The sequence below is a fragment of the Clostridium putrefaciens genome, from assembly GCF_900461105.1.
Taxonomy (GTDB): domain Bacteria; phylum Bacillota; class Clostridia; order Clostridiales; family Clostridiaceae; genus Clostridium_L; species Clostridium_L putrefaciens.
In genome coordinates this window covers 2,881,834-2,898,141 of sequence record NZ_UFWZ01000001.1, presented here as the reverse complement: position 1 = coordinate 2,898,141, position 16,308 = coordinate 2,881,834, and the positions used below count along the sequence as shown (strand labels likewise).

The window sequence follows — 16,308 nt, the reverse complement described above, 5'->3', positions numbered from 1 at the left end:
TTTAATAACTATATCAATAGTGATATGTATCAATAGTGATATAGTTATTAAACTTATATAAAAAGATGTATATAAGTGCTACGTCTTTTTAAAATATAATATTTATATAAAAAGTCTTAAAGGGATTAATAAGTAGTGATGTATTTAATTAAGAGATATTTCATTGGATTTATCTACTATGTTCCACCAAGTCTTACCTTCACTTAATGAGACTATATTACCATTTTCATCTTTTAATTCTGTAGCACTAGTTAAGTCTTTCTTACTCCAAAGTATTGGGATTATCTTACCTTGGCTTAGCACATAACCCTTTCCTTCACCAATTAAAGGTATTTCTACATGAATATTATCTTTGCTTAAAGTTATACTAGTTTGTTGAATAACTATATTACTTAAGCTTAATTCAACATTGGATGATTTGTCTATAAATGTATCCTCACCAATAAGTTTTTTATATATACCATCTTCGTATTTATAAGATGTATCATAAGATTTATTCATACTTATTTTTATATGACTACATTTTTTGAAATCTTTATTATCCCAATAAGAAGAGTCAAATTTTAAATTTGAAGTTGGAATCTTATTAATTTGTTTTTCATTTAATAATGACGTTATTTTTTCACTTGATGTATAAAGGTTATGGGGAGGCTTTTTAGAATTATCTCTCCAATATGCATCAGCAAACTTCATTTCATTTAGACTCATAAGATTATTTAAATCAATTGATTTTAAAGCATCTTCGCTTCCTCCACAATGTGCAAAGGGAAGATCTAGGCTTTGAGATATTTCCAGGAAATAAGGTCTTGCACTTCGAATTGGACCTATTTCTTTAGGCATTTCCGTATGAAATAAGGCTATAAATCTTGGAATTCCACCCTCAACCATGGTCTCAAAAACAATATCCGCCTTGGATAACCCTGATTGAGGTCTAGCATCCTTTGAATTTTCTATTATAGCCATAAAAGGTAGTGAGGTATTGTTTGAAGTCATGGGTTTACCTGTAAAAGGGAAGGTCTTTTCCTTTATAGGATCAGAAACAATTATAGGAGAGGTATCTGTATTATTAGGTTTAATAGATTCATTAGGGCAGCACCCTGATAAGATTATGGAGATTATTAGTATGGATAGAACTTTTTTATTCATCTTTTCCTCCTAAGGTTAAAATTTATCTGATTGCTACCATCCGTAACACACCTATACTATTAAAGGTGGCGGATGACGGCTACCATTCATCTAGATAAGTTCTTCTAAGACCCAGATGGAGAGATGTATTCTTTATAAGCAAACTCCACATGTGTCTAAGAATCACTTGATCATAGGGTAGTAATTAAAAAAGTATAGATATTTAATTATATGCCTTAAATAAATAATTAATTCCGATAAAACAAACAATAATGATTTTCTTTATTGGAATTGAATCTAAATTGAATTATACTGTATATAAAGAATAGATTGGAGAGGTGATTACGATGGAATTTTTTATTAAAGATTTAAATTCTGCTGATTATGAGGGATTAATTTATCCACTTTTTTATGAGGATAATGGAGAAGATATTTGTGATTGTGTAAAATCTAAGGTTCAAAAGTTAAAAGGTTCAGACAAGTTTAAAGGTGAATGCGGAGAAATATTTTGTATAGTTGAAGAGACTGAAGATAAACTTCAATATACTTTATTATTAGGGCTTGGAAAAAAAGAAGAACTAACTTCAGAAGGAATAAGGATAGCCTATTCTAAGGCTTTAAAAAAGGCAAAAGAACTTAAACTTAGCATGATAGCTGTAAAAATGTTTAACTCAGAAAAGATATGTGTAAAAAGAAGAATAAAGGCTATATATGAAGGAATGGTTCTTGGAGATTATAAGTTTGATAAGTATATAAGTGATAAAAAAGAATCTTCAGTAAAAAGTATATTTATAAAAGCTATTAAAGATGAAGATGTAAATAAGGCACAAGAGGCATTAGATGAAATCGATATTTTAACATCATCAGTTATTGAGGCGAGAAACTTAGTAAATGAACCAGCTAACATACTTTATCCTAAAGAATTAGCTAAAAGAGCTGAAAAGATTGGAGAAGAGTATGGATTTGAAGTGGATATTTACGGTAAAGATAAGATAGAAGAGTTAGGAATGCATTCCTTTCTTGAGGTAGCTAAAGGTTCATCAAAGTCTCCAAAGCTCATAGTTATGAGATACATTGGTGATGTAGAAAACAAAGGAGATATATTAGGGCTTGTAGGTAAAGGTCTTACTTATGATTCAGGTGGATATTCAATAAAGCCAACAGATGGAATGGTTATGATGAAAAGTGATATGGGAGGAGCGGCAGCCGTTATAGGTGCTATGGCATCTATATCTAAGATGAAATTAAAAACTAATGTTATTGCAGTAGTTGCTTCTTGCGAAAATATGATTTCTGAGAAAGCTTACAAGCCAGGAGATATAATATCTTCTATGGCAGGTAAAACTATAGAAGTATTAAATACAGATGCAGAAGGGCGTTTAACATTAATAGATGCAGTGCATTATATAATAGAGAAAGAACATGTAAGTAAGGTTATAGATTTGGCTACACTTACTGGAGCTGTATTAGTTGCGTTAGGTGATACTACAACAGGAGTGGTTACAAACAATAAAGATTTTTACAAAGAGCTTCAAAATGCTTCTGAGCTTTCAGGAGAAAAGGTTTGGGAACTTCCATCTTTTGATGAATATAAAAAACTTATTAAATCAGATATAGCAGATTATAAAAATATTGGTGGAAGAAATGCTGGTACCATAACAGCAGGATTATTTATAGGCGAATTTGTACAAAATAAACCATGGTTACATTTAGATATAGCTGGCACAGCATGGAGTGAAAAAGATAACGGATACTTATCTAAAGGTGGAACAGGAGCAGGAGTTAGAACTTTATATTATTTAGCAAAAGAAAGATGTGAGTAAATAGACAGTAATAAATGGTATGAAGTAATAAGTAAGGTGAAGGGAGAACTTTATATGAATTACAAAAATAGATATGACAGTTGGATTGAAGATCAGTATATTGATGAAGATACAAAAAAAGAGCTTAGGGACTTGAAGGGAAATGAAGCTGAGATAGAGGATAGATTTTACAAAGATCTAGAATTTGGAACAGCTGGATTAAGAGGTAAGCTTGGCGCGGGTACTAATAGAATGAATATTTATAACATATCTAAAGTTACGCAAGGTTTTGCAGATTATATTAAATCAAGAGGGCAAGATTATGCTGAAAGGGGAGTGGCTATAGCCTATGATTGTAGACACTTTTCTTCAGAATTTGCAAAGACAGCATCCTTAGTACTAGCTGCAAATGGAATAAAGGCTTTTCTATTTGAAAGTTTAAGACCTACACCAGAGCTTTCATTTGCAGTTAGAACATTAGGAACAGCAGCAGGGATTGTAGTTACTGCTAGTCATAATCCTAGGGAATACAATGGATATAAGGTTTATTTTGAAGATGGAGCACAAATTTTAAGTGAAATGGCTGATTGTATAGTTGAAAACATTCAACAAATTAAGAGCTTTAATATGGTAAAGACTATAACAGAAGATGAGGCTTTAAATAAAGGACTACTTAATTACTTAGGAAAAGAAATGGATGACATGTATATATCTATGGTTAAAAGCTTAAGTATAAGAGATGATGTAGATAAGTCCATAAAGATAGTATATACACCATTAAATGGAACCGGTAATATACCAGTTAGAAGAGTTCTTAAGGAAAGAGGATTTACTAATATAATTGTGGTACCTGAGCAAGAATGTCCTGATCCAGACTTTACAACAGTAGGATATCCTAATCCTGAAGATACAAAGGCGTTTAAATATGCAGAAGTATTAGGGAAAAAAGAAGGTGCAGAGCTTTTAATTGCTACAGATCCTGATTGTGATAGACTTGCTATAGAGGTTAGGGACGATAATGGAGAGTATGTACCATTTACAGGTAATCAAACAGGTGCTATATTAATAAAATATATACTTGAAGGTCTTAAAGCTAACGATAAGCTACCTAAAAATGGTGCTATAGTTAAGTCTATAGTAACTGGGGATTTAGGTAAAAGAATAGCGATGGATTATGGCGTTAAAACTTATGAAGCATTAACAGGGTTCAAAAATATATGTGGAAAGATTCCTGAGTTTGAAAAGACTGGGGAAGCTGAATTTATATTTGGATACGAAGAGAGCATAGGTTATGTAACCGGTACAAAGGTTAGAGATAAAGATGGAGTAAGTGCTTCTATGCTATTATGTGAAGCTGCAGCCTACTATAAATCTCAAGGTAAAACATTAATACAGGTACTTAACGAGGTTTATAGTGAATATGGATATTATAGAGAAAAGCAGATATCATTAGTTCTTGAAGGTGTTGAAGGAAAAGCTAGAATTGAAAGAATGATGGTTCAGTACAGAGATAACTTCATAAAGGAATTTAATGGTGCAAAACTTGAAAAGTATACAGATTTTAATGAAGGAACTACACTTAATATAGCCACAGGAGAAAAAGAAAGTGTGGGAATACCAAAGTCAGATGTACTTAAGTTTATTTTTGATGATAAGAGTTGGTATGCGGTAAGACCATCTGGAACAGAGCCCAAGATAAAGCTTTATATTTATACTATAGATGAAAATTTAGAAAAAGCAGATAAGAAGATAAAGGATATTGAAACTTTAGTTTTAGAAAAGCTAGATAAAGTTAAATAGTAAAATAAAAAGAAGTTTATAAGATAATTTTCTTATAAACTTCTTTTTAAACAACTAATATATTTTAGAAGTCAGCATTATTTGGTGTTCTTGGGAAAGGTATTACGTCTCTAATATTAGAGATTCCTGTAATATACATTATAAGTCTTTCAAATCCTAAGCCAAATCCAGCATGCTTAGTAGTTCCAAACTTTCTAAGTTCTAGGTACCACCAGTAGTCTTCTTTATTTAGTCCAAGCTCTTCAATCCTTCTTTCAAGGATATCAATTCGTTCTTCTCTTTGACTTCCACCGATTATTTCTCCTACTCCAGGTACTAAACAGTCCATAGCAGCTACGGTTTTTTCATCATCGCTAAGTCTCATATAAAAGGCTTTTATTTCTTTTGGATAATCTGTTACAAAAACAGGCTTTTTAAATATTTCTTCAGTTATATATCTTTCATGTTCTGTTTGAAGGTCTATTCCCCATTTAACAGGATAATCAAACTCTTTATTTGACTTTTCTAAAAGCTCAATAGCTTCAGTGTATGTTACGTGAGCAAAGTCTGAGTTTACTATATTATTTAGTTTTTCTATAAGGCCTTTATCTATAAAACTATTGAAAAATGCCATCTCTTCTGGAGCATTCTCTAATATATAGCTTATAACATACTTTAACATGTCTTCTGCAAGTTTCATGTCATCATTAAGATCAGCAAAAGCTATTTCAGGCTCTATCATCCAAAATTCAGAAGCGTGTCTTGCTGTATTTGAATTTTCAGCCCTAAAAGTTGGACCAAAAGTGTAGATCTTTTGAAAAGCTAAAGCATAGGCTTCACCTTCAAGCTGACCACTTACAGTAAGGTTTGTTTCCTTTCCAAAAAAGTCTTCTTTAAAATCGATTTTACCATCCTCCGTTCTTGGAGGGTTTGACATATCTAGTGTTGATAATCTAAACATTTCCCCAGCACCTTCAGCATCACTACCTGTTATGATTGGTGTATGAGTATACACAAAACCTTTTTCTTGAAAGAATTTATGGATAGCAAAGGCAGCCATAGAACGTACTCTAAACACTGCGGAAAATGTATTGCTTCTAGGTCTTAAATGAGCGATAGTCCTTAGGTATTCAAGACTATGTCTTTTCTTTTGTAGTGGATATTCTGAAGATGATACACCCTCTACAACTACCTTTTGTGCCTTAAGTTCAAAGGGCTGCTTTGAATCAGGAGTAGGCACAAGAACTCCTTCTACATAAACAGAAGAACTTATAGGAAGCTTAGTTATTTCCTTGAAGTTATCTAAGATATCTCCTTCTAGAACTACTTGAATATTTTTAAAGAATGTTCCATCATTAAGTTCCATGAAACCAAAAGCATTAGAAGATCTAGAAGTTCTGATCCAACCATTTACTTTAATATTTTGATTATAATGTTTCTCACCGTTCCTATATAGTTCTTTGATTTCTAAAGTTTTCATTTTACAATCCTACCTTTCTAATTATTAAAATTAAATATAAAAAAACCTCTCATCCGATAAAGGGACGAAAGGCTATATTTCGTGGTGCCACCCAAGTTTATCAACATATAAATGAATAATACATTGATCTCTTTAACAGCACAATAAATGCTGCTCAATTATAACGGATTGATGCCGTCTAAGTCTACTTTCACATTAAGTGATTTTGGTTAGAAACTCAAAGGTGTTCTTCAATATAGGGTTTGCATCGATCTTTCACTATTATCGATTCGCTAAGGCAACCTTCCTAAATTTACTCTTCTTATCATAGTTGATCTAAATTTTCCTATCAATAATCCAATTTTACACTAAAAGCATAATTAATGCAAATATATAAAACACATAAATAAGGATATTTATACAAAGTTTAAAATGCTTAATAATGAGTTATACCTGTTTTTCATCACCAGCTCCTCTTGTAGGTACTGTAGACGCTACAAAGCCAATTATAGGTGAGACTAGTGCGGGAGCTACTACGTTTATATATGCAATATATCTAGTTTTATATAAAACTAGAGCAGTTAGTGAGGTTATAATGGTAGATGCTAAAAAGATATATACTATAAACTTTGCAAAGGAAGACATAAATTTTTCATATAGTCTATGCCTCGTAGGACCACTTATGATAACTTTAAATATAAAAAAGCTTATTAATATAATTATCAAATTTGCAACTGAAGATACTAAAAAGTTCATCATATAAAACATCTCCTTTTTAAATTTTAAATATTATATTATACCTACTAGAATAGGATTAAGATTTAATAAAAAACAATATAAAAGTTAACCCTTAAATCTAGTATTATCTATAATGATATTTTTAAACCAGGAAATATATTATAAAGGAAAATTAAAGTTTTTTATTTTAAAAAAGAATAATTATTATATATATAAATTAAGTTAAATAGTATCTAAGAACATCTCTCCAACTTTAACTACATCTCCAGCACCTACAGTTAATATTAAGTCTCCTTTTTTAACCTTGGAATTTAGATATTCTAGGGTATCATAAAAGTTATGGAAGTTTAGGCACTTTAAACCGTTATCTCTTATTTTATCACCTAACATATTTGAGTTAACAGTTCCGTCATCTATTTCTCTTGCGGCATAAATATCAAGTAAAAGTATTTCATCTGCATCATTAAAGGAAAGAGAAAATTCTTTTAATAAAGAAGAAGTTCTGGTATAGGTATGAGGCTGAAAGACACAATATATCTTATTATGTTTAAAGTTTTTGGCAGCTGATAGTGCGGCTTTTATTTCTGTAGGGTGATGCGCATAATCATCTATAACAGTTATTTCATTCTTTATACCTTTTATTTCAAATCTTTTATGAGCGCCTTTAAATCCCTCTAAACCAGATATTATATAATCATTATCGATGTTTAAAGATATTGCCGTAGCTACAGCAGCTAAGGCATTTAAGATATTATGATTTCCAGGGACATTTAAGCTTAAAGAGAATAATTCTTTACCTTTATAGTATAAGTCAAGCTTACTCTTACCTTTATCATCAAATCTTATATTACGGCCTTGTACGTCACCACAATCAATACCAAAGGTTAATATATTACAGTTAACCTTATTCATTACATTAAGAGCCCTTTGATCTGCAGCGTTACATATTAGATAACCATCCTTTGGTATTAATAGTCCGAACTGTGTAAATGCGGATTCAATATCATCAATATCCTTGTAATAATCTAGGTGGTCAGCATCTATATTTAATATTAATCCTATATAAGGAAAGAACTTAAGAAATGATCTTTTATATTCGCAAGATTCTGTAATAAAATATTCACTATCTCCAGTTCTAAAGTTACCATCTATTATATCTAAGTTTGCTCCTACTAATATTGTAGGATCTAGATTTGCAGAAAGAACTATATGAGATAACATTGATGTACAAGTAGTTTTGCCATGAGTACCAGCAACGGCTACATTATACATATGACCTTTCATGATTTCCCCTAAGAACTCAGCTCTATCCATTAAATTAATATGATTTTGTATAGCATATTTTAATTCTGGGTTATTACTTGGAACAGCTGCAGTATAAACCATTAGGTCTACATCTTTGATGTTTGTCTCATCATGGCCTATGTAAATCGTTGCGCCTTGTTTTCTTAGTTTATCTAAAATATCTGAATCTTTCATATCTGATCCAGAGACATTAAAGTTGTTTTTAAGCATTATTGCAGCAAGTCCACTCATGCTTATACCACCAATACCTATAAAGTGGATTTTTTTATTTTTATCACTTAGAAAATTAAAAGACAATATATTTCACTCCTTCTAGTTATAAATAAATTTAACTAATTATATTTTTTTGGTCCAGTTATATTTTTTATTTAATAATTAATATGTTGAGAAAGATTTCTTATAGAATTAACTTGTATTTTAGGATTAGACATAACCTGATTAAAGATAATCTCATTTTACCATAAAGATATACTTATATTAGAAAAGGTTACTTAATTTATATAAAGGTGTATAGGTTATATAAAATATATAACAAAAGTTATCTAATATATCTACATTATACGATTAATTCAATTATTAGTTCAATAATAATTGAAATTAAACTATTAATAGAATAGAATATGAATGATAAGATGTTTTTTAAAAATATAGTTCGTAATATTTGGAATGATAGGTGATATAATGGATCGATTTAATAGAAATAATAGAATAGTTGCTATAACACAAATACTTTTAAACAACCCAAGTAGGGTTATAAGTCTTAATAACTTTTTAGAACCTTTAAATGCGGCTAAATCTTCTATAAGTGAAGACATAGTTATCATAAGGGAAACAATTGAAAGGCTTCAACTAGGTGCTGTAGAAAGTATATCAGGGGCATCTGGAGGTATAAAGTACATACCTAAGATATCAAAAGAAGATACTAATAAGTTTGTTAAAGATTTATGTGAAAAACTTAATTCAAAGGAGAGGATAGTTCCGGGAAACTTTATATATATCAATGATATAATGTTTAATCCTAAAATAGTATCTAAAGCTGCTACTATATTGTCTTCACTTTTTGAAGGACAACAAGTAGATTATGTAGTTACAGTTGAAACTAAGGGAATACCTTTAGCCTACGAGGTTTCAAAGAACCTTGGAGTAGAGCTTATAATTGTTAGACGAGATACAAAGGTTACAGAAGGTCCAACGGTTAGTATTAATTATGTGTCAGGATCTAGCGGTAGGATACAAAACATGTCGCTTTCTAAAAAGTCTTTAAAAAAGGGTAGTAAGTGTATTTTTATAGATGATTTTATGAAAGGTGGCGGAACTGCTAAGGGAATAATGGATCTTTTAAAAGAATTTGAAAGTGAACTTCTTGGAATAGGAGTTTTAATTGACAATATACAATCAGATAAGAAAGTAATAAAAGAATACTTCTCTATTATAGAGTTTTTAGGTATAGATGAGGATGAAAACGTATTACTAAAGCCGTCTAATTTAATTAAATAGCAAATTTTCAAAAGATTTATAAAATTTTCTCGCAAAAAAGAAGGAAAAAGAAAATATATAGAGAAATATATAGATTATAAAGCATCTTTGGAGGTGGGGTTTAATGGAAATTACAGACGTTAGAATCAGAAAAATCGCAGCGGAAGGAAAAATGAAGGCAATTGTTTCTATCACTTTTGACAATGAATTTGTAGTTCATGATATAAAAGTGATAGAAGGGCAAAATGGACTTTTCATAGCAATGCCAAGCAGGAAGACTCCTGATGGAGAGTTTAAGGACATAGCTCATCCAATAAATACACAAACTAGAGAAAAGATACAACAATCAATTTTAAGCGAATATGAAAAGGTAAAAAATGAAGAACCAAAAGAGTATAAACATGAGGTTAAAGAGTCAGAAGTTCATACAGAAGTTTAATAAAAAATAAAAAGGAGATTTCTCCTTTTTATTTTTTTGAATTTTCTTATAAATACAATAAATCATTTCAGTGTTGAAAATAATGTTTTTATAAAATATAATGAAAAGGATGAAAATTTTATTAAGATGCTTTTTACTGAAATAGAATATGCTAAATTGCTCTTATATAACATAAAGAGGTGATAAAATGTATAAATGTGCTATAATATTAGCGGCTGGTAAAGGTAAGAGAATGAAATCTACTTTACCTAAGGTTTTACATAAAGTATGTGGCAAGGAAATGGTAAATCATGTAATCGATACTATGAGAGCATCTGATTTGAGTGATATAAATATTGTTATAGGAAATGGATCTGATGATGTAAAAGAGAGTACAAAATTTACGGATGTTACTTATTCTTTTCAAGATAAACAATTAGGAACAGGCCATGCCATAATGTGCGCTAAGGAATTCTTAAAGCATAAAAAAGGGATAGTTGCTATATTTAATGGGGATGTTCCACTTATGAGAGAAGATACAGTTAGAAGGCTTATAAATACACATCAAGACAATGGTTATCAGTGCACTGTAGCAACTTCTATTTTAGAAGATCCAACTGGTTACGGAAGAATAATTAGAAAAGATGGGCTTGTGGACAGAATTGTAGAACATAAGGATTGTAATAAAGAACAGCTTAATACTAAGGAAATAAATGCAGGGATTTATTGTTTTGATATAGAAAGCCTTGTAAAAGGTCTAGATAAACTTACAAATAACAATGCTCAAGGAGAATACTACCTTACAGATATTGTAGAAATACTTAAAGATAATGGTAAAACAGTAGGTGCTATGGTTGTAGATTATGAAGAAACAATGGGAGTTAACTCAAGAGTTGATCTTGCTGAAGTTGAAAAGATATTAAGAAATAGAATAAATAAAATACATTTAGACAATGGGGTTACATTCATAAATCCAGAAAATACTTATATAGGTTCAGATGTACAAATAGGAAGAGATACTATAATATATCCAAATAACACAATAGAAGGTACAACAGTTATAAAAGAAAACTGTATAATTCATTCAAATTGTAGAATTAAAGATAGTACTATAGAAAGTGGAGTATCTGTAGATAATTCAGTAATACTAGAAAGTACTGTTGGTGAAAATACTACAGTAGGACCTTTTGCGTATATAAGACCTGAAACTACAATAGGAAAACATGCAAGAATTGGAGATTTTGTTGAGATTAAGAAATCTATCATAGGTGACAATACTAAAGTATCACATTTAACTTATATAGGTGACGCAGAGGTTGGGGAAAACTGCAATTTTGGATGTGGAACAGTAGTCGTGAATTATGATGGAAAAGGAAAGTATAAGACAAGGATAGGTAATAATGCCTTTGTTGGATGTAATAGTAACCTAGTATCACCAGTAGAGATAGATGACAATACATATATAGCTGCAGGATCAACTATAACAGATCATGTTACAAAGGGTAGCCTTGCTATAGCAAGAGCTAGACAAAAGAACATTGAGGGCTGGGTAAATAAAAAGGGTATGAAAAAATAAATAAAACCTAAGGAGGATTCAAAATGATAACCCACGGAAAAACAATTAAGATATTTAGTGGAAATGCTAATCCAAAACTTGCAAAAGATATTTCAGATATATTAGGTATACCAGTAGGAAGTGCAAAGGTAGGTACATTTAGTGATGGAGAAATATCTGTAGATATTAATGAAACTGTAAGAGGTGTAGATGTTTTTGTAGTTCAATCTACAAATTCACCTGTAAACAACAACTTAATGGAACTTCTAATAATGATAGATGCATTTAAAAGAGCGTCCGCTGGAAGAATAACAGCTGTTATTCCTTATTACGGGTATGCAAGACAAGATAGAAAAGCAAAATCTAGAGATCCTATAACAGCAAAATTAGTAGCTGATTTAATAACAGCTGCAGGTGCAGATAGAGTACTTACTATGGATTTACATGCTTCACAAATACAAGGGTATTTCGATATTCCACTTGATCATCTTTTAGGGGTACCTATACTTTCAAGGTATTTTGAAGATAAAGGATTTAGAGAAGATGAAGATGTAGTGTTAGTATCTCCAGACTTAGGTAGTGTTACAAGAACTAGAAAGTTTGCAGATAGACTGCAGGCACCTATGGCTATAATTGATAAGAGAAGACCTAAGGCAAATGTGTCTGAAATTATGAATATAATAGGTGATGTTAGAGGAAAGACTGCTATTCTAGTAGATGATATGATAGATACAGCAGGTACAATTGTAAATGCAGCAAATGCATTAAAAGATTTAGGAGCAAAAGAAGTATATGCTTGCTGTACTCATGGAGTTCTTTCAGGTCCAGCATTTGAACGAATAAATAATTCAGCAATAAAAGAGCTAGTTATGCTTAATACTATTGATGTTCCAGCAAATGAAAGTTCTGAAAAGATTACATCTCTTTCTGTAGCGCCAATTTTTGCAGAAGCTATAAGAAGAATTTATGATGATGTTCCTCTTAGTATATTATTTGAGGAAGATTAATAATATATAAACTAGAGCATAATAACTTTTTAAAAAGGTTATTATGCTCTAATTTTATTTACTAGTAAATTATTTGTAACTTTTTTGTGTAAAGTAGTATTTAAATAGTATTTTGTGATAGATTAATATATAGTAAATAGTAATAAGTGTGTTAAATTATATTGAGGGGGTTTGAAATATGGAAGGAACTATAGGAAAGGTCCTTATAGTAGATGATGATGAAAACATATGTGAAGTTATAAAGATGTATTTACAAAACTCAGGGTATGATACAAGATTGTCGCATGATGGTAAGAATGCACAGGAGGCATTTTTAAATTATAAACCTGATATTGTGCTTTTAGATATAATGATTCCGCATATGGACGGAATAGACGTTTTAAAGTGGATAAGGAAAGAAAATGAAACCCCTGTAATAATGCTTACAGCTAAGGGGGATACCTTTGATAAGGTATTGGGACTTGAACTTGGAGCAGATGATTATATTGTGAAACCATTTGAACCTAAAGAGCTTATAGCAAGAGTTAAAGCAGTAATGAGGAGATATAATTCCGATAATGGAAGTAGAGAAACATTAACATTTCCTGAACTCGCAATAGATATTAATTCTTATACTGTAGTATATAAGGATGAAGATATAAAAATGCCACCTAAAGAATTTGAATTATTGCATTATCTTGCAAATAATAAAAATAGAGTATTTACAAGGGAACAACTTCTTTGTGAGGTTTGGGGATATGATTATCCTGGAGATTCAAGAACAGTAGATGTTCATATAAAAAGATTAAGGGAAAAACTTCATGGTGGACCTAATTGGCAACTAGAAACTGTTTGGGGTGTTGGATATAAATTTGAGGTGAAATAAATGATTAAAAATAGCCTTGTGTCCAAAATGATAGCGGCATTTACATTTATTGTAGCAATTATGTTTATTCTAGTTGCTACAATCCTTTCATTTTGGTTTGAAAACTATTATTTTGAGCAAAGAAAAAATCAATTAGATATGCAAGGAGACAGAATTGCAACATCTGCAGTAAATAGTTTAGGTGATAAAAATACTCTATCAGTAACTAAACTAGAAAATGAGATGAGCTTTATAGGGGACTTATTAAACTCAGATATATTGATAGCCGATAGTTTGGGTTATGTTTACGCGGTTTCTAATGTTAAATACAAAGATATAGTGGCAAACAGCTTAGACTTAAAAGAAATGGATGAGTTAAGATTTGGAAAGACTATAGAAAAAAGAGGTACCTATGAAAACATAGTGGATAAACCTTCTTACATTTATATGAAACCCATATTTTCTGGGGAAAGTTTTAGAGGGGTAATATTAATGTATACACCAATAGAGCAAATAAAGGCTCCTATAAAAAAGGTATATTCAATAATATGGTTAGGTGCTATATTTTCTGTAATTATAACTAGTATAATAATATATTACTTTTCTCAAAAGATAATAATAAACCCTTTATCTAAAATAAATGCTGTGGCAAGAAAGATATCTAAAGGTGAGGTAGAAAAGCGGGTTATAATAGATTCTAATGACGAAATTGGAGAGCTTGCAGAGTCCTTTAATACTATGGCAGATTCATTAGAAAAGGTAGAGAAAAATAGGAGAGACTTCATGTCTAATGTTTCACATGAACTTAGATCACCAATAACATCCATAAAGGGTTTTATTGGAGGGATATTAGATGGTGTAATACCTAAAGATAAAGAAAATCATTATCTACAAATAGCATATGATGAGGTTCAAAGACTGACTAGACTTGTAAATGACCTTTTGGATTTAGCAGCTATGGAATCAGGAAAGTTTTCTTTAAGAGTAACAGAAATTGATATAAATGAAATTATAAAATTATGCATTATAAAATTTGAACCAAAAATTAATGATAAGAAATTAAAAGTTGATGTGCTATTGCAAGATGAACATTTGTATGTTGAGGGTGATAGAGATAGAATTATTCAAGTATTAACTAATCTTATAGATAATTCTATAAAGTATGTACCTGATGGAGGTAATATAAAATTATCAACTAAGATAAAAGGGGATAAGCTTCTAGTATCTGTATTCAATGATGGACCTAATATTGAGGAGAATGAATTAAGAAGGATATGGGATAGGTTTTATAAATCTGATAAAGCAAGGACATCTAAAATTAGTACAGGATTGGGATTGCCTATAGCTAGAAATATATTATCACAACTAGGAGAAGACATATGGGTAGAAAATAAGGTAAAGGATCAAGGAGTAACATTTATTTTTACACTAACTAGAGTATAGTTGAATTCAAATAAATATAAAGATATAATCGAAACATAATATTTTGTTCATACTTAATTTAAAAGATTTAAGTATAATTACTTAAGGGTATAGGAGGTGCTTTATGGACAGGAGAAAAAAGCTAAACAAAGGCGCGGGTTTAAACCAAGGTCTAAAGCAAAAAGATCAACACCTATTAGAGGAGAACTGTAATCAACACGGTGAGATAAATATAAGACAAAACAAAAGAAGAAAAAGATTAGAAGGTCTTTGTAAAGGTGTTTTAGTGATAGTTGTTGCGGCCATTTCTGGAGCTATAACTGCCTCCTATATGATTGAAAATAAATATAAAAATGTGGTTAATAATAGGAATAATAGTTCGGTTATTTACTCTAATAAGCAAGAGGTAAAGGATGATAAAGTAAAAGAATTTGTACCTAAGAATGATATAAATAAGGTTGTAGAAGGATTAAGCGGTATTATAGTAGGGGTTAGTAGTAATCCTGAAAGCTTTCTGCAAAATGACGTAACCTCAAATATGGGCTCAGGTATAATAATAGATAAAAGTGGATATATTGTTACTAACTCTTTTTTGTTAGAGGATGCAGAACCTGTATATGTTAAGTTATCAAGTTATGGATCCAAACCAATTAAAGCTAAGATTATAGGAAAAGATAAGGCTTCGGATTTAGCTGTTATAAAAGTAGACTTAGATAATCTTCCTTATGCTAGATTTGGTGATTCTGAAAGGATAAGAGTTGGAGACCTAGCTATTGCTGTAGGCAACCCTTTAGGTGAGGATATGGCAGATACTGTAACCATGGGTATTGTAAGTGTGATTAATAAAAAAATTGACTTTTTAGACCCCAATACAGGAGAAAAAAGACTTTATAAAATAGTGAAAACAGATGCAAATATAAATAATTACAATACTGGAGGAGCATTATGTAACTCTATAGGTGAAATTGTAGGAATAAACAGCTTGAAACTTACTAAAAAGTATACTTCAGAGGGTATAGGTATTTCCATACCCTCAAACGAGGTTAAAAATATAGTAGAGTCTTTGACTAGTTATGGTAGAGTTAAAAAACCATACTTGGGATTTATAGGCCAAACTATAGTTAGAAACAATTCATCTAATACTCAAGGTATAGAAGGAGTTTATGTAAGAGAAGTTACGCAAGGCCAAACTCTTTTTAATGCAGGTGTTGGACCTACAGATATAATTGTAGGGTTAGATGGTAAAGAAGTTAAGAAGATGGAAGATATACAAATCATAGTAGATGGACATAAAATAGGAGATATTATAAGTTGTAAGATTTGGAGAGAAGGAAGTGTACTAGAAATTAGCTTAACACTTACAGAAAAACAATAAATC

The 16,308-nt window shown here is 30.6% G+C and carries 13 protein-coding genes and 1 other annotated feature; of the genes, 9 read left to right on the top strand and 4 right to left on the bottom strand.

The features are described 5' to 3' along the window. Positions 1 to 144: 144 nt before the first annotated feature. Positions 145 to 1,146 (bottom strand): DUF3048 domain-containing protein, encoded by a 1,002-nt coding sequence (locus DY168_RS13355; RefSeq protein ID WP_115642174.1) that lies wholly within the window; start codon positions 1,144 to 1,146, stop codon positions 145 to 147. 326 nt (positions 1,147 to 1,472) lie between these two features. Between DY168_RS13355 and DY168_RS13350 the strand changes: the two genes are divergently transcribed. Further along, positions 1,473 to 2,948, top strand: a complete 1,476-nt coding sequence (locus tag DY168_RS13350) for a leucyl aminopeptidase (protein WP_115642173.1) — start codon at positions 1,473 to 1,475, stop codon at positions 2,946 to 2,948. 54 nt (positions 2,949 to 3,002) lie between these two features. Continuing rightward, positions 3,003 to 4,727 carry a phospho-sugar mutase gene (locus DY168_RS13345; protein WP_115642172.1) on the top strand — a complete coding sequence of 575 codons (1,725 nt, stop codon included), beginning with the start codon at positions 3,003 to 3,005 and terminating at the stop codon, positions 4,725 to 4,727. 64 nt (positions 4,728 to 4,791) lie between these two features. Here DY168_RS13345 and asnS read toward each other — a convergent pair whose 3' ends face one another. The 3 genes from asnS to murC all read right to left on the bottom strand — a co-directional run bounded on the left by asnS (position 4,792) and on the right by murC (position 8,505). Beyond that, complete coding sequence (gene asnS / locus DY168_RS13340; protein ID WP_115642171.1) at positions 4,792 to 6,186, bottom strand: asparagine--tRNA ligase; 1,395 nt, start codon at positions 6,184 to 6,186, stop codon at positions 4,792 to 4,794. A gap of 57 nt (positions 6,187 to 6,243) precedes the next feature. Next, positions 6,244 to 6,503 (bottom strand) — a binding site (T-box leader). A gap of 109 nt (positions 6,504 to 6,612) precedes the next feature. Continuing rightward, positions 6,613 to 6,924, bottom strand: coding sequence for a hypothetical protein (locus DY168_RS15125; protein ID WP_115642170.1), 312 nt, complete (start codon positions 6,922 to 6,924; stop codon positions 6,613 to 6,615). Between the two features lie 201 nt (positions 6,925 to 7,125). Next, positions 7,126 to 8,505, bottom strand: coding sequence for a UDP-N-acetylmuramate--L-alanine ligase (murC, locus tag DY168_RS13330; protein ID WP_115642169.1), 1,380 nt, complete (start codon positions 8,503 to 8,505; stop codon positions 7,126 to 7,128). Positions 8,506 to 8,889: 384 nt separating this feature from the next. Between murC and purR the strand changes: the two genes are divergently transcribed. From purR to DY168_RS13295, 7 genes are all read left to right on the top strand, one after another. Then, positions 8,890 to 9,705 carry a pur operon repressor gene (gene purR, locus DY168_RS13325; protein ID WP_115642168.1) on the top strand — a complete coding sequence of 272 codons (816 nt, stop codon included), beginning with the start codon at positions 8,890 to 8,892 and terminating at the stop codon, positions 9,703 to 9,705. A 103-nt stretch (positions 9,706 to 9,808) separates the two neighbouring features. After that, the gene (gene spoVG / locus DY168_RS13320; RefSeq protein ID WP_115642167.1) at positions 9,809 to 10,123 is read left to right on the top strand and encodes a septation regulator SpoVG; all 315 of its coding nucleotides are present in this window, start codon (positions 9,809 to 9,811) and stop codon (positions 10,121 to 10,123) included. Between the two features lie 187 nt (positions 10,124 to 10,310). Next, positions 10,311 to 11,678, top strand: a complete 1,368-nt coding sequence (gene glmU / locus DY168_RS13315) for a bifunctional UDP-N-acetylglucosamine diphosphorylase/glucosamine-1-phosphate N-acetyltransferase GlmU (RefSeq protein ID WP_115642166.1) — start codon at positions 10,311 to 10,313, stop codon at positions 11,676 to 11,678. A gap of 23 nt (positions 11,679 to 11,701) precedes the next feature. Next, on the top strand, positions 11,702 to 12,664 hold the full coding sequence (locus tag DY168_RS13310) for a ribose-phosphate diphosphokinase (RefSeq protein ID WP_115642165.1): 963 nt from the start codon (positions 11,702 to 11,704) through the stop codon (positions 12,662 to 12,664). 178 nt (positions 12,665 to 12,842) lie between these two features. After that, complete coding sequence (locus DY168_RS13305) at positions 12,843 to 13,529, top strand: response regulator transcription factor (RefSeq protein ID WP_115642164.1); 687 nt, start codon at positions 12,843 to 12,845, stop codon at positions 13,527 to 13,529. A 3-nt stretch (positions 13,530 to 13,532) separates the two neighbouring features. Beyond that, positions 13,533 to 14,951: a sensor histidine kinase gene (locus tag DY168_RS13300; protein ID WP_115642503.1), complete on the top strand. Its 1,419-nt coding sequence runs from the start codon at positions 13,533 to 13,535 to the stop codon at positions 14,949 to 14,951. Between the two features lie 103 nt (positions 14,952 to 15,054). Then, complete coding sequence (locus DY168_RS13295) at positions 15,055 to 16,305, top strand: S1C family serine protease (RefSeq protein WP_115642163.1); 1,251 nt, start codon at positions 15,055 to 15,057, stop codon at positions 16,303 to 16,305. The last annotated feature ends 3 nt before the right edge of the window (positions 16,306 to 16,308 follow it).

What these genes read in the sequence shown, in the direction of transcription:
- DY168_RS13310 (WP_115642165.1), top strand. Translation starts at nt 11,702, where the DNA reads ATGATAACCCACGGAAAAACAATTAAGATATTTAGTGGAAATGCTAAT.
- DY168_RS15125 (WP_115642170.1), bottom strand. Translation starts at nt 6,924, where the DNA reads ATGATGAACTTTTTAGTATCTTCAGTTGCAAATTTGATAATTATATTA.
- glmU (WP_115642166.1), top strand. Translation starts at nt 10,311, where the DNA reads ATGTATAAATGTGCTATAATATTAGCGGCTGGTAAAGGTAAGAGAATG.
- DY168_RS13350 (WP_115642173.1), top strand. Translation starts at nt 1,473, where the DNA reads ATGGAATTTTTTATTAAAGATTTAAATTCTGCTGATTATGAGGGATTA.
- DY168_RS13305 (WP_115642164.1), top strand. Translation starts at nt 12,843, where the DNA reads ATGGAAGGAACTATAGGAAAGGTCCTTATAGTAGATGATGATGAAAAC.
- DY168_RS13345 (WP_115642172.1), top strand. Translation starts at nt 3,003, where the DNA reads ATGAATTACAAAAATAGATATGACAGTTGGATTGAAGATCAGTATATT.
- spoVG (WP_115642167.1), top strand. Translation starts at nt 9,809, where the DNA reads ATGGAAATTACAGACGTTAGAATCAGAAAAATCGCAGCGGAAGGAAAA.
- purR (WP_115642168.1), top strand. Translation starts at nt 8,890, where the DNA reads ATGGATCGATTTAATAGAAATAATAGAATAGTTGCTATAACACAAATA.
- DY168_RS13355 (WP_115642174.1), bottom strand. Translation starts at nt 1,146, where the DNA reads ATGAATAAAAAAGTTCTATCCATACTAATAATCTCCATAATCTTATCA.
- DY168_RS13295 (WP_115642163.1), top strand. Translation starts at nt 15,055, where the DNA reads ATGGACAGGAGAAAAAAGCTAAACAAAGGCGCGGGTTTAAACCAAGGT.
- asnS (WP_115642171.1), bottom strand. Translation starts at nt 6,186, where the DNA reads ATGAAAACTTTAGAAATCAAAGAACTATATAGGAACGGTGAGAAACAT.